Consider the following 22,036-nt stretch of genomic DNA (forward strand, 5'->3'; position numbering starts at 1 on the left):
TCCCTCCTCAGCCGCGCAGGATCGCCTCGGCGATGGCCAGCCCCTCGGCGGCGCCGTGCTCGGTGGCCCGGCAGCAGTGCACGAGCCAGCCGGCGACCCCCTCGGACTCCCCGGAGGAGTAACCCGCGAGGGCGCGGGCGTACCCGTCCCGGCCCAGCTCGACGAAGCCGACCTCCGGCACCGAGACCGCCTTGGGGTCCAGGCCCCGGGTGATCCCGGTCAGCCGGGCGGCCGCCCGGGCCACCACGCCGTCGGCGGAGCCGAAGGGGGCCATGGCGGCCAGCTCGCCGTGCACGAGGGCCGCCACCAGCACCGCGGGGACGGCCGTCTCGACGGTGACGAGGCCGAACAGCCCGGCCAGACGGGGACCGGCGTGGGCTGCGGGCCGGCCGAGCGCGGCCCGGTCGACCAGGTCGGCGGCGGCGAGCACGTGCAGGCGGGCGAGCACCTGCCCCGGCGCTCTGGGCCACGTCTCGGTCATCGAGCCGAGCCCCGCCGACACCCGCAGCGAGCCCTGCACGACCGGGTCGTCCACCACGCCGGCGCGCAGGTCGGCCAGCGGCACGTCGGCGCCGTCCAGGGCCGCCGACGCCCGGGCACCCCGCAGCGCGGACTCGGTGCTCACCTCGGCCGACCGGTTGCGCATCAGGCGGTGCGCGAGCAGCCGGTCGATGCCGGTCCGCGCGGAGTCCGCCGCCTCCCGCACCCCGGGCAGGTCCAGGAGGTGGGCCAGCGGGTCGGGACGGTCCGGCCGGGCGGCGGGACGGGCGGCGCCGGGGCGCACGGGGATGGTCACGCCGACGACGGTACGAGGCGCGGGCGCCGGGCCCGATCGCGCCCTCGCTTACGCTCCGGGCACCATGCCTGCCGACCCCGGGGCGCCCTCCCTCACCCTGCTGCTCGTGCGCCACGGGCAGAGCGAGTGGAACGCCGAGGGCCGCATGCAGGGGCAGACGGGCCACATCCCGCTCACCGCGCTGGGCCACCAGCAGGCCGCCGCGGCGGCGCGGGAGCTGGCCGCCCGCCGGCCGGGCGCGCTCGTGTCCAGCGACCTGCACCGCGCCGTGCAGACCGCGGAGCACTGCGCCCGGGCCACCGGGCTGCCCGTCCGCACGACCCCGGCGCTGCGCGAGCAGGGCTACGGCGTGCTCGAGGGCCGCCCCTCGCGCGAGCTGTGGGACCTCGTCGACTGGACCGACCCGCACTGGTCGGCCAAGGGCGGCGAGAGCCTGGCGCAGCTGCACGGCCGGGTGGCGGCGTACCTGGCGGAGCTGCTTGCCGATCCACCGGCCGACGTGGTGGCGCTGGTCACCCACGGCGACACCATCCGCGCCGCGCAGGCCGTGGCCGCGGGTCTCGGCCCCGAGGCGATGCCGGCGGTCACCCCGCACAACGGCACGGTCACGGAGCTGCGGCTGTGAGCCGGGTCCTGGTCCTGGGTGGCAGCAGGTCGGGGAAGTCGGCGCACGCCGAGGCGCTGCTCGCCGACGTCCCCGATGTCACCTACCTGGCCACGTCGGTCCGGTCGGACGACGACGCCGAGTGGGCGGCCCGCGTCGCCGCCCACCGGTCCCGCCGCCCGGCCGGCTGGACGACGGTCGAGACGACGGCGCCCAGCGAGCTGCTGCGCGCCGGCACGGTGCTGGTGGACAGCGTCACCACGTGGGTGGCCGCGCTGATGGACGAGACCGGCGTGTGGGCCGACGAGCCGGGCGCGCTCGAGCGGCTGGCCGGGCGGTGCGACGCCCTGGTCAACGCCTGGGCGATGACGCCGGCGCACGTGGTCGCGGTCAGCGACGAGGTCGGGCTCGGGGTGGTGCCCGAGACGCGGGCCGGGCGGCTGTTCCGGGACGTGCTCGGGGCGGTCAACCAGCGGCTGGCCGGCACCGCCGACGAGGTGTGGTTCGTCGTCGCCGGGCTGCCGCAGCGGCTGCGATGAGGTGGACCGGCCCGCTGGAGTCGGCCGCCCTGCTCACCGTCCTGCGGGTGCCGGCCAGGGCCGCGGCCGGCACCCGCGGCGTGCTGCCGTGGGCCCCGCTGGTGGGCCTCGTTCTCGGCGCGCTGGCCACCGGCGCCGGCGTCCTCGGCGCGCGGCTGGTCTCGCCGTTCACCGGGGCGGTGCTCACCGTGGCCGTCCTGGCCGTGCTGACCCGGGGGCTGCACCTCGACGGGCTGGCCGACACCGCCGACGGGCTCGGCCCGCTGCGCGGCCGGGAGCGGGCGCTGGAGGTCATGCACCGGAGCGACATCGGCCCGTTCGGCGTGGTCACCGTGCTGCTGACGGTCCTGCTGCAGGTCGCCTGCCTGGCCGCGCTGCTGCCGCACGGGTGGGTCGCACCGGTCACGGCCGTGGTCGTGGCCCGGCTGGTCATGGCCCGCACGGGGGTGCCGGGCACCCCGATGGCCGCGGGGTCGTCGCTGGGGCGCGCGGTGGCGGGAACCGTCTCACCGGCGTGGTTCACCGCGTGCGCAGTGGTGGTGGCAGGCCTGGTCGGCGGGGTGGCGTGGCTGGTGGGCGGGCCGGGCGACGCGGTGGGGCTGCTGGCCGCCGTCGCCACCGGCGTCCTCGCGGCCGAGCTGCTGCGCGCCCGGGCCACCGCCCGCCTCGGCGGGGTCACCGGCGACGTGATGGGCGCGATGGGCGAGCTCGCGGCGACGGCCACCCTGCTGGTGGCCGCCGCCGCGCTGTCCTCCTAGGAGGCGAGCTCCGCGCAGGAGCGGCAGCGCAGGACGCCGACGACGGGCTGCGACCAGTCGTGGTGCGGCAGCGGGATGACGTCGGCGCCGCACAGGGCGACGTCGCCGTCCTGGCGGAAGAGGCGGGTGACGGCGTGCGCCACCCCGGCCGGCCGGTCGTCACCCCGCACCCCCACGGCGGACGAGCCGCCGAGGGCCACGATGCGCTTCGCGCCGGTCATGTACTTGCTTCTCACGGTCACAGCGTGCCCCGAACGGGTGACAGAAAGCTATGACTCACGAGAAATCGGGGTGCAGGTCACCGCCGCCGCAGGAAGTTCTCCACCATCCGGCCGAGCCCTCCGGTCGGCGCCGCGGTGCGGCCGCCCTTCATGCCACCCCTCATGCCACGGCCCGTGGTGCGGCCCGTCGTGGCCCGGGAACGCATGCCCGTGCGGGGGGTGCTGGTGCGTCCCATGCCGACCCGGCCGCGCGGGGCGGCACGGCCTGCGGTGCGGCCGCCACGTGCGGCCGCGGTCTCAGCCTTGCCCATCAGTCGTCCGAGGATGCTCATGGGGCGGCACTACCCCATGCGGACCGATCCGCACTCGTCGCCCGGCGTGCCGGTACGCAGCGCGATCAGGCCGGAGCGCCCTGCTGGGCCGGCGTCTCCCCGCCCTCGAGGTCGCCCTCGGTGTCCAGGTAGGCCTGCTGCAGCTCGGCGAGCAGCGCCGGGTCGGGCGACGCCCACATCTGCCGGTCGACCGCCTCCAGCAACCGCTCCGCGATGCCGTGCAGCGCCCACGGGTTGACCCGCTCGAGGAACTCCCGGTTCTCCGGGTCGAGCACGTAGGTCTGCGTCAGCTTCTCGTACATCCAGTCGTCCACCACGCCGGTCGTGGCGTCGTAGCCGAACAGGTAGTCCACCGTCGCGGCCAGCTCGAAGGCGCCCTTGTAGCCGTGCCGGCGCATCGCGGCCAGCCACTTCGGGTTCACCACGCGGGCCCGGAACACCCGCGCGGTCTCCTCGGTCAGCGACCGCGTGCGCACCGCCTCCGGCCGGGTCGAGTCGCCGATGTAGGCCGCCGGCGCCCGGCCGGTCAGCGCGCGGACCGTCGCCACCATCCCGCCGTGGTACTGGAAGTAGTCGTCGGAGTCGGCGATGTCGTGCTCGCGGGTGTCGACGTTCTTCGCGGCCACCGCGATCCGCTCGTAGGCGGCCTCCATGTCCGGCCGCGCCTCGACGCCGTCGAGGTCGCGCCCGTAGGCGTAGCCGCCCCACACCGCGTACACCTCGGCCAGGTCGGCGTCGCCGCGCCAGTTCCGCGAGTCGATCAGCGGCAGGATGCCGGCCCCGTACGCGCCGGGCTTCGAGCCGAACACCCGGGTGGTCGCCCGCCGCCGGTCGCCGTGCGCCGCCAGGTCGGCGTCCACGTGCGCCCGCACGAAGTTCGACGAGGCCGGCTCGTCCAGCGCGGCCACCAGCGTCACCGCGTCGTCGAGCATCGTCACCACGTGCGGGAAGGCGTCGCGGAAGAAGCCGCTGATCCGCACCGTGACGTCGATCCGCGGCCGGCCCAGCTCCTCCAGCGGCACCGGCTCAAGCCCGGTCACCCGCCGCGAGGCGTCGTCCCACCGCGGCCGGACCCCGAGCAGCGCCAGCACCTCGGCGACGTCGTCCCCCGACGTGCGCATCGCCGACGTGCCCCACACCGACAGCCCGACCGACGCCGGGTACTCCCCCGTGTCCGCCAGGTAGCGCGCCACCAGCGAGTCGGCCATCGCCTGGCCGGTCTCCCACGCCAGCCGCGACGGCACCGCCCGCGGGTCGACCGAGTAGAAGTTCCGCCCGGTCGGCAGCACGTTGACCAGCCCGCGCAGCGGCGAGCCCGACGGCCCGGCCGGCACGTAGCCACCGGAGAGCGCGTGCAGGACGGCGGACAGCTCGTCGGTCGTCCGCTCCAGCCGCGGCACCACCTCGTCGACGGCGAACCGCAGCACCGCCTCCACCTGGGAGGAAGGACCGCCGAGGACCTCGGCGACGACGGCCGGCACGGCGTCCGCCGTCCAGCCCGCGGCCTCCATCCCCGTCACCAGCGCCGACGCCGTCGCCTCGACGGCATCGGTGTCGACCCGGCCGGCGTCCTCCGCCAGCCCCAGCGCCTCGCGCAGACCCGGCAGCGCCACCGAGCCGCCCCAGATCTGCCGCGCCCGCAGCATCGCCAGCACGAGGTCCACCCGGTCGGATCCGGTCGGCGGCACACCCAGCACGTGCAGGCCGTCGCGGATCTGCGAGTCCTTGATCTCGCACAGCCACCCGTCGACGTGCAGGATCATCTCGTCGAAGTGGTCGTCCTCCGGCCGCTCGGCGAGCCCCAGGTCGTGGTCGAGCTTCGCCGCCTGGATCAGCGTCCAGATCTGCGCCCGGACGGCGGGCAGCTTCGCCGGGTCCATCGCCGCGACGTTGGCGTGCTCGTCGAGCAGCTGCTCGAGCCGCGCGATGTCGCCGTAGGAGTCGGCGCGGGCCATCGGCGGCACCATGTGGTCGACCAGGGTGGCGTGCGCCCGCCGCTTGGCCTGCGAGCCCTCACCCGGGTCGTTGACCAGGAACGGGTAGACCAGCGGCAGGTCGCCGATCGCGGCGTCCGGCGCGCAGGAGGCGGAGAGGCCGACCGTCTTGCCGGGCAGCCACTCCATGTTGCCGTGCTTGCCCACGTGCACGACCGCGTGCGCGCCGAACTCCGACCGCAGCCACCAGTAGGCGGCCAGGTAGTGGTGCGAGGGCGGCAGGTCGGGGTCGTGGTAGATCGCGATCGGGTTCTCGCCGAACCCGCGCGGCGGCTGGACCATCACCACGACGTTGCCGGCCCGCAGCGCCGCGAAGACGATCTCGTCCCCGTCCACGAACAGCGAGCCCGGCGGCTCGCCCCAGTGCTCGGTCATCGCGTCGCGCAGGTCGGCCGGCAGCGACGCGAAGAAGGCGCGGTAGGCCGCCGCCGGGATCCGCACCGGGTTGCCGCTCAGCTGCTCCGACGTCAGCCAGTCGGCGTCCTGGCCGCCGGCGGCGATCAGCGCGTGCACCAGCGCGTCGCCGTCCAGGTCCGCGACGCCGGGCAGCGCACCGGGCCCGTCGAACGGGCCGACGTCGTACCCCTCCCCCTGCATCGCGGCCAGCAGCCGGACCACCGACGCCGGGGTGTCCAGGCCGACCGCGTTGCCGATCCGCGCGTGCTTGGTCGGGTAGGCCGAGAGCATCAGCACGATCCGCCGCTCGGCCGGCGGGGTGTGCCGCAGCCGGGCGTGCGCCACCGCCGTCCCGGCCACCCGGGCGGCCCGCTCGGGGTCGGCGACGTAGTGCGTCAGCCCGTCGGCGTCGGTCTCCTTGAACGAGAACGGCACGCTGATCAGCCGGCCGTCGAACTCCGGGATGGCGACCTGGTTGCCGACGTCGAGCGGCGAGAGGCCGTCGTCGTCGGCCAGCCACTCCGCGCGCGAGCGGGTGAGGCACAGCCCCTGGACCACCGGGACGTCGAGCGCGGCGAGCTGGCCGACGTCCCAGGCGCCGTCGTCCCCACCGGCCTGCGCCGTGGCCGGCCGCGAGCCGCCGGCGGCGAGCACGGTGACGACCAGCGCGTCGGCGGTCCGCAGGACGTCGAGCAGCTCGTCGGGGACGCTGCGCAGCGAGCTCACGAACACCGGCAGCGCCGAGCCGCCGGCGTCCTCGACCGCCGAGCACAGCGCCTCGACGAACGCCGTGTTCCCGGCGAGGTGGTGCGCCCGGTAGTAGAGGACGGCGATCCGCGGACCGCTGCCGGTGGACTCCCGGTCGAGCACCCCCCAGTCCGGCGCGACGGCCGGCGGCGCGAAGCCCTCGCCGGTGAGCAGCACCGTGTCGGAGAGGAAGCGGTGCAGCTGGACCAGGTTCTCCGGACCGCCCTGCGCGAGGTACGCGTGCGCCTCGGTGGCCACGCCCATCGGCACGGTGGACAGCTCCATGAGCTCGGCGTCGGGCAGCTGCTCGCCGCCGAGGACGACGACGGGAGCGGGCCCGGCCAGCAGCGGTGCGAGCAGCTCCTCGAACTGCCGCCGGACACCGAGCAGCCGGACGACGACCAGCGCCGACCCCTCGACCAGCGCGGCGATGCCCGCGTCGTCGAGGCGGGCGGGGTTGCCCAGCCGCCAGTCCGCACCGCTGGCGCGGGCCGAGAGCAGGTCGGTGTCGCTGGTGGACAGCAGGGTGAGGGTCCGCTCGCCGTTCATCGCGGCCGACGGTAGTCGGACCGGTCGGACGTCCCTCACCTCGGCCGACGGGCACCTGTAACCCTGGTCGACGCGCACGTCGACCAGGGCCGGCTCCTCGGCAGCTCGGTGCCGGACACGGTCCTGGGGCAGGCCGCCCGCCGCTTCGACGTCGAGGTGGAGCACCCGGTCCAGCACTGGGTGTGGCTCGCTGCCGCCTCGGTCGACGGGGACGACGTCGGCTGGGACGCCGCGGCCGCGCCGGCTGGACGCTCGTGCAGCAGCGGCAGGAGGCGCCCTACGGCCTCGCCGGCCGGCTCGGCTGGTCCGCCGACCTGACCGACGGCTCGCAGCAGCGGGTGCTCCAGGTCTGGGACCCCGAGGGCCCCGTGGTCCCCCTGCTGGCCTCCACCGGGATCGGCGAGCAGGTGATCACGCTCGGCGGCCTCCCGGCGGTGGTCGGCCGGCCCCGCGGGGACACGACGCCGGTGCTCGTCGAGGTGGCGCCCGGGACGGTCGCGATGAGCTTCTGGACCGGCGCGGACCGCGCGGTGGTCGGGCGGATGCTGACGTCGCTGCGCCAGGCCACGCCGGACGACCCGCGGCTCGAGCGGTACGGCCCCGAGTGAGCGGCTCAGGCGCGCGTGGCGTCCAGCAGCTGCAGCAGGTCGTGAGCGACCAGCTCGATCTCCTTGTGGCCCCACTCCGCCGCCCGGTAGTGGCAGGCGATGATGCCCATCCGGTGCACGCGCCGGAAGTCGCCGTACACGAAGCCGTAGCGGGCCTTCGTCTCCTCCCCGGCCCCCTCGGTCAGCGCGAGGTGCCAGGCCCCGTACTCGGCCCAGGAGTGCTTCGCGAGGTAGGCGTTCTCCTCCTCGGCGCCGGGTTGGACCCGGCCCCACTCGCTGCGCAGCACGTAGCGGCGGGCGGCGATGAGCTCGCGGGCGTGCGCGACGCCGGCGTCGTTGACGAGGTACTTCGCCATGCGCTCAGTCCAGCAGGAGCCGCTGCACCGCGTCGACCAGGAAGTCGGCGTACTCGTCGACGGACCAGCCGCGCACGCCCACCAGGTTCGCCACGGGTTCGTGGGTGAACAGGCCCCACGCGATCTCGGCCGCCCGGTCGACGCACAGCCCCTCGCGCAGCCACGGCTCGAACGTGCTGATCAGGGCCCGCTGGTCGGCCAGCCGGCGGCGCTCGTACTCGCCCCACGCCTCGGCGATCTCCGCGTCGACGGTCGCCGCCGCGGCGAACACCTGGATCATCGGCACGGCCTGCGGGACGTAGACCCCGACGAGCTCGCGCAGGGCGGCCAGCTTGCCCTCCCGGTCCGGGGCCTCCATCGGCCGGAGGAAGACCTCGCGCTGCAGCAGCGGGCGCTCCTCGTCGTCGCCGACCACCGCGCGGTCGACGCAGGCCAGCAGCAGCGAGGCCTTGCTGCCCTGCCCGAAGACGGTCTGCACCGAGACGCCGGCCCGCGCGGCGACGTCCTTCATGGTCGTGGCCGCGTAGCCCTTGTCCAAGAAGCACCGCCCCGCGGCGTCGAGCACGGCCACCCGTGTGCGCTGCGCCTGCTCCGCCCGCAGCGGCGAGTTGTAGACCCTCTTGCCCTCGGTCATGCATTCACTCTACTCTCCCGCCATTCGTTAGAGCATCACTCTATCCAATGAGGTGAGACCGGTGACCACCACCGCCCCGACCGTCCCGCAGCTCCTGCTCCCCGGCCAGGCCGCCGCGCCCGAAGGCCCCGTCGACATCGCGCCCATATACCTGATGCACCACGCCTTCCGCCGCGACCTCGACGCCTTCGCCGCCGCCGTCCCCACCGTGGCCGTGGCCGACCGCGCGCGCTGGGCGCAGATCGCCCGCCGCTTCGACTTCTTCGCCACCGTGCTCCACAAGCACCACTCCGGCGAGGACCGCGCGATGTGGCCGTTGCTGGCCGAGAAGGGCGCCGACCCGACTGTGCTCGACGCGCTCGAGGCCGAGCACGCCGGCATCGACCCGCTGCTGACGTCGGTCGCCGAGGACCTGCGGGCGCTGGCCGCCGGCACCGGCGACGCGACGACCCGGGACCGGCTGGCCGACACCACCGCGCGGTTGCGGGACGGCCTCAAGGCGCACCTCGCGCACGAGGAGCGCGACGGCATGGCGCTCGTGCAGGAGCACTTCACCCAGGAGGACTGGGACCGGCTGGACCGCGAGGTCTTCAAGAAGGACTACACGTCGCGCGAGGTCCCGGCGGTGGCCGGCTGGGTGGCCAACGGCCTGCCCGACGACGCCCTGCGGCGCATGCCCGACGTCAGCCCCGCGCTGTTCGCGATCGCCAGGTTCATGGGTCGCCGCGCCGCCCGCCGCGACGCGCGCATCCTCGGGGTGGGGCGGTGAAGGCCACCCGCATCCTCACGGCCGTCAACAAGGTCAGGGTCTTCGCCAGGTACGGCCCGCAGCTGCACGTCGCGCTGCACCGCCGCTCCGGCGGACGGCTGGTCCGGACCTTCCGCGGCGGCGACGTCGTGCTCCTGACCCACACCGGTCGCCGGTCCGGGCGGACTTTCACCACGCCCCTGCTCTACGTCCGGGACGGGGACGACCTCGTCGTGGCCGCCTCGAACGGCGGGCTGGACCACGAGCCGCAGTGGTGGCTCAACCTGCAGGCCGACCCGCGCGGCACGGTGGAGATCGCCGGTCGGCGCACCGAGATCGTGGCCGGCCAGGTCGCCGAACGCGACCGGCAGCGGCTCTGGGACGCCCTCATGGCGAAGTGCCCGACGTACGACGACTACCAGTCCTGGGTGTCGCGGCGGATCTCGCTCGTCCGGCTGTCCCCCGTGGCGGAGGAACTGGCCGCCTGACGCGCGAGAGGGCGGCCCGTGCGCGTGCACGGACCGCCCTCTCGCTCGGGAAGGGGTCAGGCGGCGCCGAGGGCGTCGGCGACGCGGTGGTGGACGGCGGCGTCGTCCGGACGGCTCTGCCGCTCGAGGGTGCGGGCCAGCGCGCGGCGGGCCCAGCCGTTGGCCGGGGCCAGCGCCACCAGCCGGCCGAGGGCCTCCTCGGCGCGGTTCAGCTGCGCCGAGGCGAAGTAGGCGCGGGCCAGCAGCTCGAGGGCGGCCTCGTTCTCGGGCTCGGCCTCGACCACGGCGGTGAGGATGCGGGCGGCCTCGGTCGGCTGCCCCATGGCCAGGAAGAGGTCGGCGCGCAGGTACTCGGAGTGCAGGTCCAGCTCGAAGGGCGTGCTCACGGCCGGACCAACACCGGCCGGTCCCCGGGGCTTCCCGTGCATCCGGCCGGCGGGTGGCGCCGGAAGGACCGGGTGCACATCCCTTCCCCTCCGAGGAGTTCGCCGTGACCCTCACCCTCCGCCGCCCCCCGACCCGACCCGCCGCCCCGGGTGCCCGCGTGCTCGCCGTGCACCGGGTGGGCGCGCTCGTCGTCGCCGCCGTCCTGCTCGTCTTCGGGGTGCTCGGCTTCGCCGACGGCCTGGCCTACTTCTCCACGGAGGGCGGGCGGGTCCTCGGGCTCTCCTCCAACGGGCTGCTGTCGACGATCTCGGTGGTCACCGCCGCCGTGCTCGCCGCCGCCGCGCTCCGCGCCCCGCGGATCGCCTCGACGGTGATGATGGTCGTCGGCGGGCTGTTCCTGCTGTCGGCGCTGGCGAACCTCGCCGTCCTGGAGACCGGCTGGAACCTGCTGGCCTTCCGGCTGAGCAACGTCTTCTTCTCCGTCGGCGCCGGGCTGGTGCTGCTCCTGCTCGGCGCCTACGGCCGGGTCAGCGGCAACCTGCCCGAGGACAGCCCCTACGCGCGGCCCCGGTCCGCCGGGGAGGCGCCGGCCAGCGACCAGCCCTCGACCCCGGCGGAGTTCGCCGCCGAGCGGGCCATGCGCGAGGCCGAGGTCGCCGTCGTGCAGCACGTCGCCACCGCCGACCAGCGCCGCCGGGTCGCGGCGATGGCGCAGGTGCGCGGCCGGGCCGAGCGGCGCCGGGTCTGGATGTCCTTCGACGCCACCTGACGTGCCCGACGTCGTAGCCTCGCGGTCGCCATGACCGCTCCCCGCCTCCGTGCCGACGCCTGCCCGGGTGCGCTGCAGACCCACGCCGCCGCCGACGGCGCGCTGGCCCGGGTCCGCGTCCCCGGCGGCCTGCTCACCGCCGCCCAGCTGCGGGTGCTCGCCGCGGCGGCCCGCGAGCTCGGTGACGGCCGGCTGGAGCTCACCAGCCGGGGCAACGTGCAGCTGCGCGGCCTGGACGCCGCCGACGTCCCGGCGCTGGGCGACCGGCTGGCCGACGCCGGGCTGCTGCCCAGCGAGACCCACGAGCGGGTGCGCAACGTGCTGGCCAGCGTGCTGTCCGGGCGCAGCGGCGGGCTGGCCGACGTCCGCCCGTGGGTCGCCGCGTTCGACGCCGGGCTGCGGGCCGACCCGGCGCTGGCCGACCTGCCGGGGCGCTTCCTCGCCACGCTCGACGACGGCCGGGGTGACGTCTCCGGGCTCGGTGGGGACGTCGGCCTGCTGGCCCTCGCCGACGGCACCGTGGCGCTGCTGCTGGGCGGCGCCGACAGCGGGCTGCGCGCCGACCCCGACGGCGCGGTCGCCCTGCTGCTGGCCGCCAACCGCGCGTTCCTGGACGAGCGCGCCGCCCAGGGCGGGACCGCCTGGCGGCTGACCGAGCTGGCCGACGGCGTCCGCGCCGTGGCCGCCCGCCTCGCCGGGCCCCGTGCGGCGCCGGGCGAGGTGCCGGCCGCCCCGGCGGTCGGCCCGGTGGGGGCCGCGGAGCAGGCCGACGGCCGGGTCGCGCTCCTCGGCGTCGTCCCGCTCGGGGTGCTGACCGCTAACCAGGTCGACCTGCTCGCCCGGCTCGCGCCGGAGGTCCAGGTGACCCCGTGGCGCAGCGTCGTCGTCCCCGACCTGGCCGAGGACGCCGTCGACGACGCCGCGGTCGACCTGCACCGCACCGGCATCGTGCTCGACGCCGACAGCCCCTGGACGCGGGTCACCGCCTGCGCCGGCCGGCCGGGGTGCGCGAAGTCGCTGGCCGACGTCCGCGCCGACGCCGTCACCGCCGTGCTGACCGGTGACCTGCCCGCCGGCGGCGCCCGGCAGCACTGGGCCGGCTGCGCGCGGCGCTGCGGCCGCCCGCGCGGCGACGTCGTGGACGTCGTCGCGACCGGCGACGGCTACCGCGTCGGCTAGCTCTCCTCGGGGTCCGGGTGGCGGGCGCCGGGCTCGATCGACGCGTCCTCCTCGATGCGGGCGGCGCGGCCCACCAGCGTGATGTCGCCGTCCCCGCCGACCGAGGCACCCCGCCCCACCTCGACGGCGTCGTCGAGCACCGCGCGCGTGACCGTCGCGCCCGACCGCACCCGCACGCCGGGCAGCAGCACCGAGTCGACCACCGTCGCGCCCGCCTCCACGACCACGCCCGGTGAGAGCACCGACCCGCGCACGTTCCCGGAGACCCGCGTGCCGCCGGAGAGCAGGCTGTTCTCGATCTGCCCGTCGTCGAGCACCCGCGCCGCGCTGTGCCCGCCCCCGCGGGTGCGCACCGGCCACCGCGGGTCGTCGAGGTCCAGCGGCGGGTCGGCGGACAGGAAGTCCTGGTGCGCCTCCCAGTAGGCGGGCACCGTCCCCACGTCGCGCCAGTAGCCCTCGAGCGCGTGGGCACGCGCCAGCCCGTCGGCGGTCTGCGCCGGCAGCAGCTGGTTGCCGAGGTCCTGCAGCTCGTCCTCGCCGACGTCGGCGGCGATCGCCTCCAGCCGGTCGAGGGTCTCCCGCGGCGAGAACACGAAGACCTCGTTGGTGGCGGTCGTCGTCGCCGGCTCGTCGGGCTTGTAGGCGTAGTCGACGACCTTCTCGCCGTCGACCCGCACGATGCCGTAGCGCGACGCGTCGTCGGCGGCGACGTCGGTGGTCACCATCGTGACCTCGGCGCCGGACTGCAGGTGGGCGTCGGCCACCTCGCGGTAGTCCAGCTTGTAGACGGCGTCGGCGCTGACCACGAGCAGGGCGTCGGGGTCGAAGGAGCGGATCAACCCGGCCTGGCGCCACAGCGAGTCCGCCGTCCCCTCGTTCCACCCGCCGCGCTCGTCGCCCTGCCGGGGCGGCAGGGTCAGCAGCCCGCCGGTGGTGCGGTCGAGGTCCCACGGCCGGCCGTTGGCCAGGTGGTCGGCCAGCGACGTCGGGTGGTGCTGGATCGACACCCACACGTCGGCGATGCCCGCGTGCTGGCAGTTGCTCAGCGGGAAGTCGATCAGCCGGTACACCCCGGCGAAGGGCACCGCCGGCTTGGCCCGGTGCTCGGTGAGCAGCTGGAGCCGGCTGCCGGCACCGCCGGCGAGGACGAGGACGAGGAGACGGGGCAGCGCCATGCGGCGCCGCTACCCCGAAGTGCGGCGACGTAGCCTCCCCTGCGATGTACGAGTACGAGAAGGACGGCGCGGCGATCTACCGGCGCTCGTTCGCGACCATCCGCGCCGAGGCGGACCTCACCGGGCTGCCGGACGACGTCGCCCGGGTGGCGGTCCGCATGATCCACGCCTGCGGCCAGGTCGACCTGGTCGACGACCTCGCCTTCTCGCCCGGCATCGTCCGCCGCGCGCGCGAGGCCCTGGACGCCGGCGCCCCGGTGCTCTGCGACGCCGAGATGGTCGCCTCCGGCGTGACCCGCCGCCGGCTGCCGAAGGACAACGACGTCGTCTGCACGCTCAACGACCCGCGCACCCCGGCGCTGGCCGCCGAGCTGGGCACCACCCGGACCGCCGCCGCGCTGGAGCTGTGGCGCGACCGGCTCGACGGCGCGGTGGTGGCCATCGGCAACGCCCCCACGGCGCTGTTCCACCTGCTGGAGATGGTCGAGGCCGGGGCGCCGCGGCCGGCCGCGGTGCTGGGCGTCCCGGTCGGGTTCGTCGGCGCCGTGGAGTCCAAGGACGCCCTCGCCGCCTCGGACCTGGAGTTCCTGGTGGTCCGCGGGCGGCGCGGCGGCTCGGCCATGACGGCCGCCGCGGTCAACGCGATCGCGAGCGACGTCGAATGAGCCCGGGCCGTCTGTACGGCGTCGGGCTGGGCCCCGGCGACCCCGAGCTGGTCACGGTCAAGGCCGCCCGGCTGATCGGCGCCGCCGACGTCGTCGCCTTCCACGCCGCCCGGCACGGCCGGTCGGTGGCACGGGCGCTGGCCGAGCCCTACCTGCGCGAGGGCCAGGTCGAGGAGCTGCTCGTCTACCCGGTGACCACCGAGGGCACCGACCACCCCGGCGGCTACCAGGGCGCGATCGACGAGTTCTACGAGGAGGCCGCCGCGCGGCTGGCGGCGCACCTCGACGCCGGTCGGGACGTCGTCGTGCTGGCCGAGGGCGACCCGTTCTTCTACGGCTCCTACATGCACATGCACAAACGGCTGGCGCACCGCTACCCCACCGAGGTCGTCCCCGGCGTGACCAGCGTCAGCGGCGCCGCGGCGGTGGTCGGCCGGCCGCTGGTCGAGCGCGACGAGGTGCTCACCGTGCTGCCCGGCACGCTGCCCTCCGACGAGCTCGCCGAGTGGCTGGCCACGACCGACTCCGCCGCCGTGCTCAAGCTCGGCCGCACCTTCGGCGCCGTCCGCGAGGCGTTCGACGCCGCCGGCGTGCTCGACCGCGCGCTCTACGTCGAGCGGGCCACCACCGACCGGCAGCGGGCGCTGCCGCTGGCCGACGTCGACCCCGGCACCGTCCCCTACTTCTCGCTGGCCCTGCTGCCCAGCCCGCTGACCGGCCCCCTGCCCCAGCCCGAGGAGGCCGTGCCCGAGCCGCACGCCGGCGAGGTCGTCGTCGTCGGGCTCGGCCCGGGGCAGCGGTCGTGGACGACGCCGGAGGCGGCCGACGCCCTCGCCGCCGCCGACGACCTGGTCGGCTACGGCCCCTACCTCGACCGCGTGCCGGCCAACCCGCGGCAGATCCGCCACCCCAGCGACAACCGGGTGGAGGCCGAGCGCGCCGCGCACGCCCTCTCGCTCGCGCAGGCCGGCCGCCGGGTCGCGGTGGTCTCCAGCGGCGACCCGGGCGTGTTCGCCATGGCCGCGGCGGTGCTCGAGGCGGCCGAGCGACCCGAGTTCGCCGGCGTCCGCGTGCGGGTGCTGCCGGGGCTGACCGCCGCGCAGGCGGTGGCGTCGCGGGTCGGCGCCCCGCTGGGCCACGACTTCGCGGTGATCAGCCTGTCCGACGTCCGCAAGCCGTGGGACGTCGTGCTGGACCGGCTGCGGCACGCGGCCGCCGCCGACCTCGTGCTGGCGCTCTACAACCCGCGCTCCAAGGCCCGCCCGCACCAGCTCGGCGAGGCGCAGAAGGTGCTGCTGGAGAACCGCTCGCCCGACACCGTCGTGGTGGTCGGCCGCGACGTCGGCGGGCCGACCGAGGACGTCGTCGTCACCACCCTCGGCGACCTCGACCCCGACACCGTCGACATGCGCTGCCTGGTGCTCATCGGCTCCTCGCGCACCCGCCTGAGCCCCTCCGGCCGCGTCTGGACCCCGCGCACGTACGAGCCCTGAGCCCGCTCCCGGCGCCGGAAGCGGTCGTGTCGGGAATGGGGCGGACGGCGGCGGCCTTGTCCACGGTCGTGCCGAGCCGTCGCCTCTCCCGGCCGGCCGCCTTCTGGTCGGTCGCCGTCCTGCTCGTCCTCATGCTCGCGGCCTCGGGGGTGCCCTCCCCGCTCTACCGCGTCTACCAGGAGGAGTTCGGCTTCAGCTCCGGCGTGCTGACGACGGTGTTCGCCGTCTACTCCTTCGCGCTGCTGCTGTCGCTGCTGGTCGTCGGCGGCCTCTCCGACCACGTGGGACGGCGCCCGGTCGTGGCGGCGGCGTTCGTGCTCGAGGCCGCGGCGATGGTGCTGTTCCTGACCGCGGACGGCGTCGGCTGGCTGCTGGCCGCCCGCGTCGTGCAGGGCCTGGCCACCGGCGCGCTGACCAGCGCGCTCGGCGCCGCGCTGCTCGACCTGCAGCGCGCCGACCGCCCGCTCGGGCCGCTGATAAACAGCGCCTCCCCGGGCCTCGGGCTGTCGCTGGGCGCGGTCGGCGCCGGCGTGCTCGTGCAGCTGGTGCCCTCGCCCACCGACTGGGTCTTCGGCGTCCTGACCGGCGTCTTCCTGCTCGCCGCCGCCGGCGTGCTGCTGCTGCCCGAGTCCTCGCCCCGCGTGCCGGGCGCCCTGGCCTCGCTGCGCCCGCGGGTCGAGGTGCCGCCGGCGCACCGGCGGCCGTTCGTCGTCGCGCTGCCGGTGCTCGTCGCCGCGTGGGCGCTCGGCGGGCTCTACGCCTCGCTCGGGCCGTCGCTGGTCGCCGACGTCTTCGGCATCGACAACCACATCGCCGGCAGCCTGCTGATCCTCGCGCTCAACGGCACCGGCGTCCTCGGCTCGCTGGCGCTGCGGCCGATGGCGCCGGAGACGGCGCTGCTGACCGGCGCGGTCGTCTTCGCCGCCGGCGTGGTCGGCACCGTCGTCGCCGTCCTGACCGGTGCCACCGTGCTGCTGTTCGCCGCCGCGGTGGTCACCGGCTTCGGGTTCGGCGGCTCGTTCCTCGGCGCGATCGCCATGATCACCCGCGGCGTCGCCCCGGGGCACCGGGCCGGCCTGCTGGCCAGCACCTTCGTCGTCGGCTACGTGTCGTTCAGCGTGCCGGCCATCGCCGCCGGGATCGCCGTGGGCGGCCTGGGCCTGGCCCGCACCACGGAGGTCTACGGCGCCGTCGTCGTGGTGCTCGCCCTGGTCGCCGTCACCACCCTGCTGCGGCGGCGTGCCCGGCCCGCGCCCGAGCCCGCCGCCCGCGAGGCGGTGCCGGCTCAGCTGTAGGGGCTGGCCTTCAGCAGCCGGGCCAGGTGCGCGGCGTTCTCGGCCAGCGTCTTCGTCGCCTGCGCCACCGGCTCGGGCGTCTCGTCGAGGTCGAGGTAGTCGACGCCCTGCATCGCCTCGCCGTTCCAGTAGGTGACGCCCTGCGCGGGGATGGTGAAGCCGACGTCGGCCAGCGCCTGGAAGGCGTCGGCGCTGATGTGGTGGGCGCCGTCCTCGTTGCCGACGACGGCGACCACGGCGACCTTGCCGGTGATCAGCGGGCGGCCGGAGTCGTCGGTCTCGGACAGCTCGCCGTCGAGCCGCTCGAGCACGCCCTGCGCGACGCTGGTCATGTGCCCGACCCAGGTCGGCGTCGCGAACACCAGGATGTCGGCGGCCAGCAGCTTCTCGCGGATCGCCGGCCACTCGTCGCCCCCACCCATGTCCACCTGCACGCCGGGCTTCACGTCGTGGTCGAGGACGCGGACCACCTCCCCCGCCACCCCCTGCCCGGCGAGCGCGTCGAGCACCTCCTGGGCGAGCTTCTGGCTGCTGGACGGTTCCGGCGAGGGCTTGAGGCTGCACACGAGGGCGAGGGCACGGAGGGACGCGGTCTCGGTCATGGCCGCGCACTGCCCACGCCACCTGGGCTTCCACACATCGCGGGCCCGACGGCCCTGGCCCGGGCGCGGACCCGCTCGGAGGATGGGGGTCCCGGGTGGTGCGAGATGTCCGAGTTCCCCTCCCGGCCGCGCGGCCGGTTTCTCCTCGCCGTCGTCGACGCCGGCGGCACCCTCCCACCCGCCCTCGGGCTGGCCGCGGAACTGGTCCGCCGGGGCCACTCGGTGGAGGTGGTGGGTGACCCGACCGCGGAGCGGTCGGCGCGGTCCGCGGGGTGCGGGTTCACCCCCTGGCGGACGGCGCCGCGCATCGACTCGGTCGCCGACCAGACCGCACTGATCGCCGAGCTGGAGAGCGGCAGCGGGTGGCACCAGTTCGCCGTCGCCCGGGACCGGTTCGTCGTCGGGCCGGCCTCGCGGTACGCCGACGACGTGGTCACCGCGGTGCGGGAGCACCCCGTGGACGCCGTGCTCGCCGACGGCCTCCCCGGGCTGCTCATCGGCGCGCTGGCGACCCACCGGCCCACGGCCGCCCTCATGGCGAACACCTACCTGCGTCCCACCCCGGGGATGCCCGTGATGCTGACCGGGTGGACACCGCCCCGCGGTCTCCCGGGACGGGCACGGGACGCGGTGATCCGCGCCGCGATGCGGCGGCTGGTGTTCTCCCGGTTCCTCCCGGGGCTGAACCGGGCGCTCGCCGCGCACGGGCAGGCGCGGATCAGGGATCTGTTCGAGCTGTTCGACCGCTGCGCCGAGGTGCTGGTGCTGACCAGCCCCTCCTTCGACTTCTCCTCCCCGCACATCCCGGCCAACGTGCACTACGTGGGGCCGCAGCTCGACGACCCGGACTGGACCGCCCCGGCCGACGACTGGCACCCGCCGGGCGAGGGGCCGCTGGTCCTGGTGGCCACCAGCTCGGTCTTCCAGGACCAGGTCGGTCTGCTGCGCCGCGTCGCGGCCGCGCTGGGCGGGCTGCCGGTCCGCGCCGTCCTCACCACCGGCCGGGCGGTCGACCCCGCCGACGTCCCGTCCCCGGCGAACGTGCGCGTCGTCCGGGCGGCTCCGCACCGCGCGGTCCTCGCCGAGGCCTCGGTCGTGGTGACGCACGCCGGCCACGGCACCGTGCTCAAGTCCCTGGCCGCCGGGGTGCCGCTGGTCTGCATCCCGATGGGCCGGGACCAGAAGGACAACACCGTGCGTGTGCTGCGGCTGGGCGCCGGCGTGCGCCTGGACGAGGAGGCACCCCCGGAGCGGATCGCCGCCGCCGTGGCGCGGGTGCTCGAGGACCCCACCTACGCCGACGCCGCCCGCCGCTTCGCGGACCTCCTCGAGGCCGAGGGCAAGACCCGACCGAGCGCCGCGGACCGTGCCGAAGCGCTGCTGGCGCCGTGAGCCTCAGCGCCGCGCGCGGTCGACGGCGGCGCAGAAGGTGCGGGCGTCGGCGAGGGTGTCCTCGAGCGGCGCCAGCACCGTCTCCCGGGCCACCTCGGCCACCCGCGCGGTGAGCCGGGCGCGGGCCCGTCGTCGGCGCCGCCGGGCGCCGGCGGCCACCAGGGGCCGGGCCAGCAGCGCCAGCAGCAGGCCGGCGAGCAGCCCGCCGAGCAGCAGCAGCGTGGGCAGCGGGAAGCCCTGCACGCGGGGCAGCGGGACGACGTCGTCGAGCTGCAGCCAGCCGAGGACGACGAGCACCAGCAGCCACAGCGCACCGACCAGGGCGACGGCGGCCAGCAGCCACTGCAGCCCGCCCACCGCGCGCTGCCAGCCGGGCACCCGGTCGGGGCCGAGGTCGGCGCCGGCGACGGCGCGGTCGAGCCGGTCGGCGAGCCCCTCCTCGGAGTGCTCTGCCGTGCGCCGCAGCTCGTCGCGCCACGCCTCGGGCAGGCCGTCGGCGGCGCAGGTGCGGACCTGGCGCAGCGCGGCGCCCAGCGCGGCCTGCTGCACCGCGCCGGCCTCGGGCAGCGACGTCCGGGCCCGCTCGTCGCCGAGGTGCAGCCGGCGCAGCGGATCGGGGCGCAGCCGGCCCGTCCAGCGCAGCAGCGGCCAGCCGGTGCGGGCGGCCCCCTCGCGCCGGGCCGAGCGCTCGACCGCCGCCTCGACCACCGGCACCCCGGCCGCGTCGGCGAGCGCACCGGTCAGCCCGTCGTCGGCGATCCGGGCCGGGCGGCGGTCCCCGGAGGGGCAGTGCGCCGCCAGCGCGTCGGCGCACCCGCGGACGTCGGCGGCCAGCCGCTCGGTCGCCGCCTGCCGGCGGGCGACCCGCCGGGCCAGCTCGGCGCGCAGCACGTCCAGGCCCGCCCCGGTGCGCGCCGACGCCGGCACCACCGGCGTGGCCGAGAGGCCCTCGGCGTCCAGCAGCCGCCGCAGGTCGGCCAGGCACGCCCGGGCGGCCGGCTCGTCGAGCCGGTCGACCTGGTTGAGCACGACCAGGAGCACCCCGGCGTGGCCGGCCATCGGGGCCAGGTAGCGGCCGTGCACGGCGGCGTCGGCGTACTTCTGCGGGTCGAGCACCCACACCAGGACGTCGACCAGCTGCACCAGCCGGTCGACCTCCAGCCGGTGCTCCAGCTTGACGCTGTCGTGGTCGGGGAGGTCGAGCAGCACGAGGCCGTCGAGGTCGGGCGCGGCCGGCGCCACCCGGTGCCGGCGGGGCACCTGCAGCCAGTCGAGCAGCCGGTCGGCGTCGTCGTCGGCACCCCAGACCGAGGCGTGCGCGACGCCGGTCGTGGGCCGGCGGACGCCGGGTGTGCTCACCTCCGCCCCGGACAGCGCGTTGAACAGGGTGGACTTGCCGCTGCCGGTGGCGCCGGCCAGCGCGACCACGGTGGCGTCGCCCAGCGCCTCGCGCGCGCCGGCCTTGGCCAGCAGCGCCCGGGCGTGCGCGACCTCCGGCACGTGCAGCCGGCCCTCGGCGGCCTCGACCGCCTCGCGCAGCGCGGCCAGCCGCTCGCCCAGCGGCGCCCTCTTCGGCCTCACGGGCGCTCCTGGCGGGCGGCCGCGAGGGCGGCGGCCGCGGCGCGCAGCCCCTCGGCGCTGCCCGGGGGCGGTGCCACGGCGTCGACGAGCGCGTCGAAGCGGTCCCGCTCGTCGGTGAGCAGCCGGTTCGCCCGGTGCTCGAGGTCCTCGCGGGCGCGGTCGGCGAGGTCGCGCACCGCCGCGTCGCCGAAGACGGCCTCGAGCACCCGCTGGCCCAGGGCGGTGGTCCCGCCCGCGACGGCGACCTCGCCGCCGGTGAGCCCGCCGGTCTGCGCGAACACGGCCACCATCACCACGGCGCCGGCCCCGTTGACCCCCCACGAGAGCAGCCGCGCGCGCGAGCGCTTGTCCCCGCCCTCGCTGCGCACCAGGTCGAGCACCGTGCCCTGCCAGTCGCGCACCTCGCGCGCGGCCGTGCCGGCGAACTGCGGCGAGGCCCGCTCGAGCTCGCGGACGCGGCCGTCGAGCAGCCCGGCACCGCCGGAGGTGCCGCGCCACGCGGTCACCGTCCGCTCGGCGGCCTCGTCGGCGGCGTCGCGCAGCAGCACCTCCACGCCCGACTCGAGCGCCTCGTGCAGCTGGGCGGCCGGTGCCGGGCGGCCGCTGAGCGCCGCGGTGACCCGGTCGCGCAGCCGGCCGACCTTGCCCTGCAGGGTGCGCATCCACTCGCCGGTGCCGACGAACTCCTGCCACCGCGCGAGCACCTCGCCCCGCAGCAGGCTGCCGTTGCCCACGCCGTCGGAGACGTCGGTGCAGGCGCGCCGGTAGGCGGCCTCGGCGGTGTCGCGGAGGGCGTCGGCCGCGGCCACCTGCCCCTCCACCGCGGCGGCCACCCCGGCCACCCGCGCGCCCAGGCTGTCCAGCGCGCCGGCCAGGGTCTGGCGGACCACCGCGGCCCGCTCCTCCTGGTCGGCGGCCAGGCCGTGCAGCCACGCCCGCAGCGGGCCGACCTGGTCCTCCGGCAGCCGGCCGTCGACGAGCGGCCGCTCCTCCACGACGAACAGCCGCGCGGCGCCGAGCCCGCCGCGCTGCAGCATCCCGGCCAGGTCGCCGGCCACCTCGCCGACCGCCTCCGGGGGGACCCGGTCGAGCACCACCGCCAGCGCCGTCCCCCGCTCCTGGGCGGTGCGCAGCACGTCCCACGGAACCGCGTCGGCGTAGCGGGCGGCGGTCGTGACGAAGACCCACAGGTCGGCCGCGGCCAGCAGCTGCCCGGCCAGCTCGCGGTTGGACTCCACCACCGAGTCGACGTCGGGGGCGTCGAGCACCGCCAGCCCCGGGGGCAGCCGGTCGCTCACCACCAGCCGCAGTCCGCTGGTCGCCTCGCCGTCCCCCGTGGTGCGGGCCAGGCCGGGCAGCACGCGGTCGCCGGCGAAGGCGGCCCGGTCGGCCGGCGCGCAGACCAGCACCGGCGCCCGCGTGGTCGGCCGCAGCACGCCGGCGGTGGTCACCTGCTCGCAGAGCAGGCTGTTGACCAGCGTGGACTTGCCGGCGCCGGTGGAGCCGCCGACCACCGCGAGCAGCGGGGCGCCGAGGTCGCGCAGCCGGGGCAGCAGGTAGTCGTCGACCTGGTCGACGACCGCGCGGGCCGACCGGCGGGCCTCGGCGGCGCCGGGGACGTCGAGGTCCAGCGGCGCGGCGGCCAGCCGGTCGCGCAGTGCCTGCAGGGTGTCGGGCAGCCGCAGCGCCGGGGTGCTCACGAGGGGATACCTGCCCGGTACGGACAGA

22 protein-coding genes are annotated in these 22,036 nt (G+C 76.6%); 12 read left to right on the forward strand and 10 right to left on the reverse strand.

The window, feature by feature from the left end; genetic code table 11:
• Positions 1 to 7 precede the first annotated feature (7 nt).
• Positions 8 to 796, reverse strand: coding sequence for an oxidoreductase (locus ACI797_RS00435; RefSeq protein ID WP_456856090.1), 789 nt, complete (start codon positions 794 to 796; stop codon positions 8 to 10).
• A gap of 64 nt (positions 797 to 860) precedes the next feature.
• Here ACI797_RS00435 and ACI797_RS00440 point away from each other — a divergent pair, with 64 nt between their 5' ends.
• The 3 genes from ACI797_RS00440 to ACI797_RS00450 are packed head-to-tail and all read left to right on the forward strand — an operon-like array spanning position 861 to position 2,697.
• Positions 861 to 1,421 carry a histidine phosphatase family protein gene (locus ACI797_RS00440; protein ID WP_456856092.1) on the forward strand — a complete coding sequence of 187 codons (561 nt, stop codon included), beginning with the start codon at positions 861 to 863 and terminating at the stop codon, positions 1,419 to 1,421.
• Entirely contained in the window at positions 1,418 to 1,939 is a 522-nt protein-coding gene (gene cobU / locus ACI797_RS00445; protein WP_456856094.1) for a bifunctional adenosylcobinamide kinase/adenosylcobinamide-phosphate guanylyltransferase, read from the forward strand. Before ACI797_RS00440 ends, cobU begins: the two co-directional genes overlap by 4 nt.
• Positions 1,936 to 2,697, forward strand: coding sequence for an adenosylcobinamide-GDP ribazoletransferase (locus ACI797_RS00450; protein ID WP_456856096.1), 762 nt, complete (start codon positions 1,936 to 1,938; stop codon positions 2,695 to 2,697). Before cobU ends, ACI797_RS00450 begins: the two co-directional genes overlap by 4 nt.
• Here ACI797_RS00450 and ACI797_RS00455 read toward each other — a convergent pair.
• On the reverse strand, positions 2,694 to 2,933 hold the full coding sequence (locus ACI797_RS00455) for a hypothetical protein (RefSeq protein WP_456537948.1): 240 nt from the start codon (positions 2,931 to 2,933) through the stop codon (positions 2,694 to 2,696). The genes ACI797_RS00450 and ACI797_RS00455 overlap by 4 nt on opposite strands.
• A 382-nt stretch (positions 2,934 to 3,315) precedes the next feature.
• On the reverse strand, positions 3,316 to 6,936 hold the full coding sequence (gene cobN / locus ACI797_RS00460; protein ID WP_456856098.1) for a cobaltochelatase subunit CobN: 3,621 nt from the start codon (positions 6,934 to 6,936) through the stop codon (positions 3,316 to 3,318).
• Between the two features lie 254 nt (positions 6,937 to 7,190).
• Between cobN and ACI797_RS00465 the strand changes: the two genes are divergently transcribed.
• Complete coding sequence (locus ACI797_RS00465) at positions 7,191 to 7,544, forward strand: hypothetical protein (protein ID WP_456856100.1); 354 nt, start codon at positions 7,191 to 7,193, stop codon at positions 7,542 to 7,544.
• Between the two features lie 5 nt (positions 7,545 to 7,549).
• Here ACI797_RS00465 and ACI797_RS00470 read toward each other — a convergent pair whose 3' ends face one another.
• Entirely contained in the window at positions 7,550 to 7,900 is a 351-nt protein-coding gene (locus ACI797_RS00470) for a hypothetical protein (protein WP_456856102.1), read from the reverse strand.
• A gap of 4 nt (positions 7,901 to 7,904) precedes the next feature.
• Positions 7,905 to 8,534: a TetR/AcrR family transcriptional regulator gene (locus tag ACI797_RS00475; protein ID WP_456856104.1), complete on the reverse strand. Its 630-nt coding sequence runs from the start codon at positions 8,532 to 8,534 to the stop codon at positions 7,905 to 7,907.
• 61 nt (positions 8,535 to 8,595) lie between these two features.
• Here ACI797_RS00475 and ACI797_RS00480 point away from each other — a divergent pair, with 61 nt between their 5' ends.
• Positions 8,596 to 9,303, forward strand: coding sequence for a hemerythrin domain-containing protein (locus tag ACI797_RS00480; RefSeq protein WP_456856106.1), 708 nt, complete (start codon positions 8,596 to 8,598; stop codon positions 9,301 to 9,303).
• Complete coding sequence (locus ACI797_RS00485) at positions 9,300 to 9,770, forward strand: nitroreductase family deazaflavin-dependent oxidoreductase (protein ID WP_456856108.1); 471 nt, start codon at positions 9,300 to 9,302, stop codon at positions 9,768 to 9,770. The genes ACI797_RS00480 and ACI797_RS00485 overlap by 4 nt, the downstream gene beginning before the upstream one ends.
• A 56-nt stretch (positions 9,771 to 9,826) precedes the next feature.
• On the opposite strand, the gene ACI797_RS00490 is transcribed toward ACI797_RS00485, so the two are convergent.
• Positions 9,827 to 10,156 carry a tetratricopeptide repeat protein gene (locus ACI797_RS00490; RefSeq protein ID WP_456537940.1) on the reverse strand — a complete coding sequence of 110 codons (330 nt, stop codon included), beginning with the start codon at positions 10,154 to 10,156 and terminating at the stop codon, positions 9,827 to 9,829.
• Positions 10,157 to 10,260: 104 nt separating this feature from the next.
• Here ACI797_RS00490 and ACI797_RS00495 point away from each other — a divergent pair, with 104 nt between their 5' ends.
• Both ACI797_RS00495 and cobG read left to right on the forward strand, forming a co-directional pair.
• Entirely contained in the window at positions 10,261 to 10,926 is a 666-nt protein-coding gene (locus ACI797_RS00495) for a DUF4383 domain-containing protein (RefSeq protein WP_456856110.1), read from the forward strand.
• Positions 10,927 to 10,956: 30 nt separating this feature from the next.
• Positions 10,957 to 12,105: a precorrin-3B synthase gene (gene cobG, locus ACI797_RS00500; RefSeq protein ID WP_456856112.1), complete on the forward strand. Its 1,149-nt coding sequence runs from the start codon at positions 10,957 to 10,959 to the stop codon at positions 12,103 to 12,105.
• On the opposite strand, the gene ACI797_RS00505 is transcribed toward cobG, so the two are convergent.
• The gene (locus ACI797_RS00505; protein WP_456856115.1) at positions 12,102 to 13,280 is read right to left on the reverse strand and encodes a glucose-1-phosphate adenylyltransferase family protein; all 1,179 of its coding nucleotides are present in this window, start codon (positions 13,278 to 13,280) and stop codon (positions 12,102 to 12,104) included. The genes cobG and ACI797_RS00505 overlap by 4 nt on opposite strands.
• Positions 13,281 to 13,324: 44 nt before the next feature.
• Here ACI797_RS00505 and ACI797_RS00510 point away from each other — a divergent pair, with 44 nt between their 5' ends.
• The 3 genes from ACI797_RS00510 to ACI797_RS00520 all read left to right on the forward strand — a co-directional run bounded on the left by ACI797_RS00510 (position 13,325) and on the right by ACI797_RS00520 (position 16,733).
• Positions 13,325 to 13,945: a precorrin-8X methylmutase gene (locus tag ACI797_RS00510; protein WP_456856117.1), complete on the forward strand. Its 621-nt coding sequence runs from the start codon at positions 13,325 to 13,327 to the stop codon at positions 13,943 to 13,945.
• Positions 13,942 to 15,438 (forward strand): precorrin-2 C(20)-methyltransferase, encoded by a 1,497-nt coding sequence (locus ACI797_RS00515; RefSeq protein ID WP_456856119.1) that lies wholly within the window; start codon positions 13,942 to 13,944, stop codon positions 15,436 to 15,438. The genes ACI797_RS00510 and ACI797_RS00515 overlap by 4 nt, the downstream gene beginning before the upstream one ends.
• A 68-nt stretch (positions 15,439 to 15,506) precedes the next feature.
• Entirely contained in the window at positions 15,507 to 16,733 is a 1,227-nt protein-coding gene (locus tag ACI797_RS00520; RefSeq protein ID WP_456856121.1) for an MFS transporter, read from the forward strand.
• Here ACI797_RS00520 and ACI797_RS00525 read toward each other — a convergent pair.
• Entirely contained in the window at positions 16,724 to 17,335 is a 612-nt protein-coding gene (locus tag ACI797_RS00525; RefSeq protein WP_456856123.1) for a flavodoxin family protein, read from the reverse strand. The genes ACI797_RS00520 and ACI797_RS00525 overlap by 10 nt on opposite strands.
• A 105-nt stretch (positions 17,336 to 17,440) precedes the next feature.
• Here ACI797_RS00525 and ACI797_RS00530 point away from each other — a divergent pair, with 105 nt between their 5' ends.
• Positions 17,441 to 18,727, forward strand: coding sequence for a nucleotide disphospho-sugar-binding domain-containing protein (locus ACI797_RS00530; protein WP_456856125.1), 1,287 nt, complete (start codon positions 17,441 to 17,443; stop codon positions 18,725 to 18,727).
• A gap of 3 nt (positions 18,728 to 18,730) precedes the next feature.
• Here ACI797_RS00530 and ACI797_RS00535 read toward each other — a convergent pair whose 3' ends face one another.
• Positions 18,731 to 20,308, reverse strand: a complete 1,578-nt coding sequence (locus ACI797_RS00535) for a GTPase (RefSeq protein WP_456856127.1) — start codon at positions 20,306 to 20,308, stop codon at positions 18,731 to 18,733.
• Positions 20,305 to 22,008: an ABC transporter gene (locus ACI797_RS00540; protein WP_456856130.1), complete on the reverse strand. Its 1,704-nt coding sequence runs from the start codon at positions 22,006 to 22,008 to the stop codon at positions 20,305 to 20,307. Before ACI797_RS00540 ends, ACI797_RS00535 begins: the two co-directional genes overlap by 4 nt.
• Positions 22,009 to 22,036 lie beyond the last annotated feature (28 nt).

It is taken from the genome of Geodermatophilus sp. SYSU D00691, from assembly GCF_054050275.1.

Excerpts from the sequence above, each read along its gene's own strand:
- cobN (WP_456856098.1), bottom strand. The coding sequence starts at position 6,936 with ATGAACGGCGAGCGGACCCTCACCCTGCTGTCCACCAGCGACACCGAC.
- ACI797_RS00505 (WP_456856115.1), bottom strand. The coding sequence starts at position 13,280 with ATGGCGCTGCCCCGTCTCCTCGTCCTCGTCCTCGCCGGCGGTGCCGGC.
- ACI797_RS00515 (WP_456856119.1), top strand. The coding sequence starts at position 13,942 with ATGAGCCCGGGCCGTCTGTACGGCGTCGGGCTGGGCCCCGGCGACCCC.
- ACI797_RS00440 (WP_456856092.1), top strand. The coding sequence starts at position 861 with ATGCCTGCCGACCCCGGGGCGCCCTCCCTCACCCTGCTGCTCGTGCGC.
- ACI797_RS00530 (WP_456856125.1), top strand. The coding sequence starts at position 17,441 with ATGTCCGAGTTCCCCTCCCGGCCGCGCGGCCGGTTTCTCCTCGCCGTC.
- cobG (WP_456856112.1), top strand. The coding sequence starts at position 10,957 with ATGACCGCTCCCCGCCTCCGTGCCGACGCCTGCCCGGGTGCGCTGCAG.
- ACI797_RS00525 (WP_456856123.1), bottom strand. The coding sequence starts at position 17,335 with ATGACCGAGACCGCGTCCCTCCGTGCCCTCGCCCTCGTGTGCAGCCTC.
- ACI797_RS00450 (WP_456856096.1), top strand. The coding sequence starts at position 1,936 with ATGAGGTGGACCGGCCCGCTGGAGTCGGCCGCCCTGCTCACCGTCCTG.
- ACI797_RS00470 (WP_456856102.1), bottom strand. The coding sequence starts at position 7,900 with ATGGCGAAGTACCTCGTCAACGACGCCGGCGTCGCGCACGCCCGCGAG.
- ACI797_RS00475 (WP_456856104.1), bottom strand. The coding sequence starts at position 8,534 with ATGACCGAGGGCAAGAGGGTCTACAACTCGCCGCTGCGGGCGGAGCAG.
- ACI797_RS00510 (WP_456856117.1), top strand. The coding sequence starts at position 13,325 with ATGTACGAGTACGAGAAGGACGGCGCGGCGATCTACCGGCGCTCGTTC.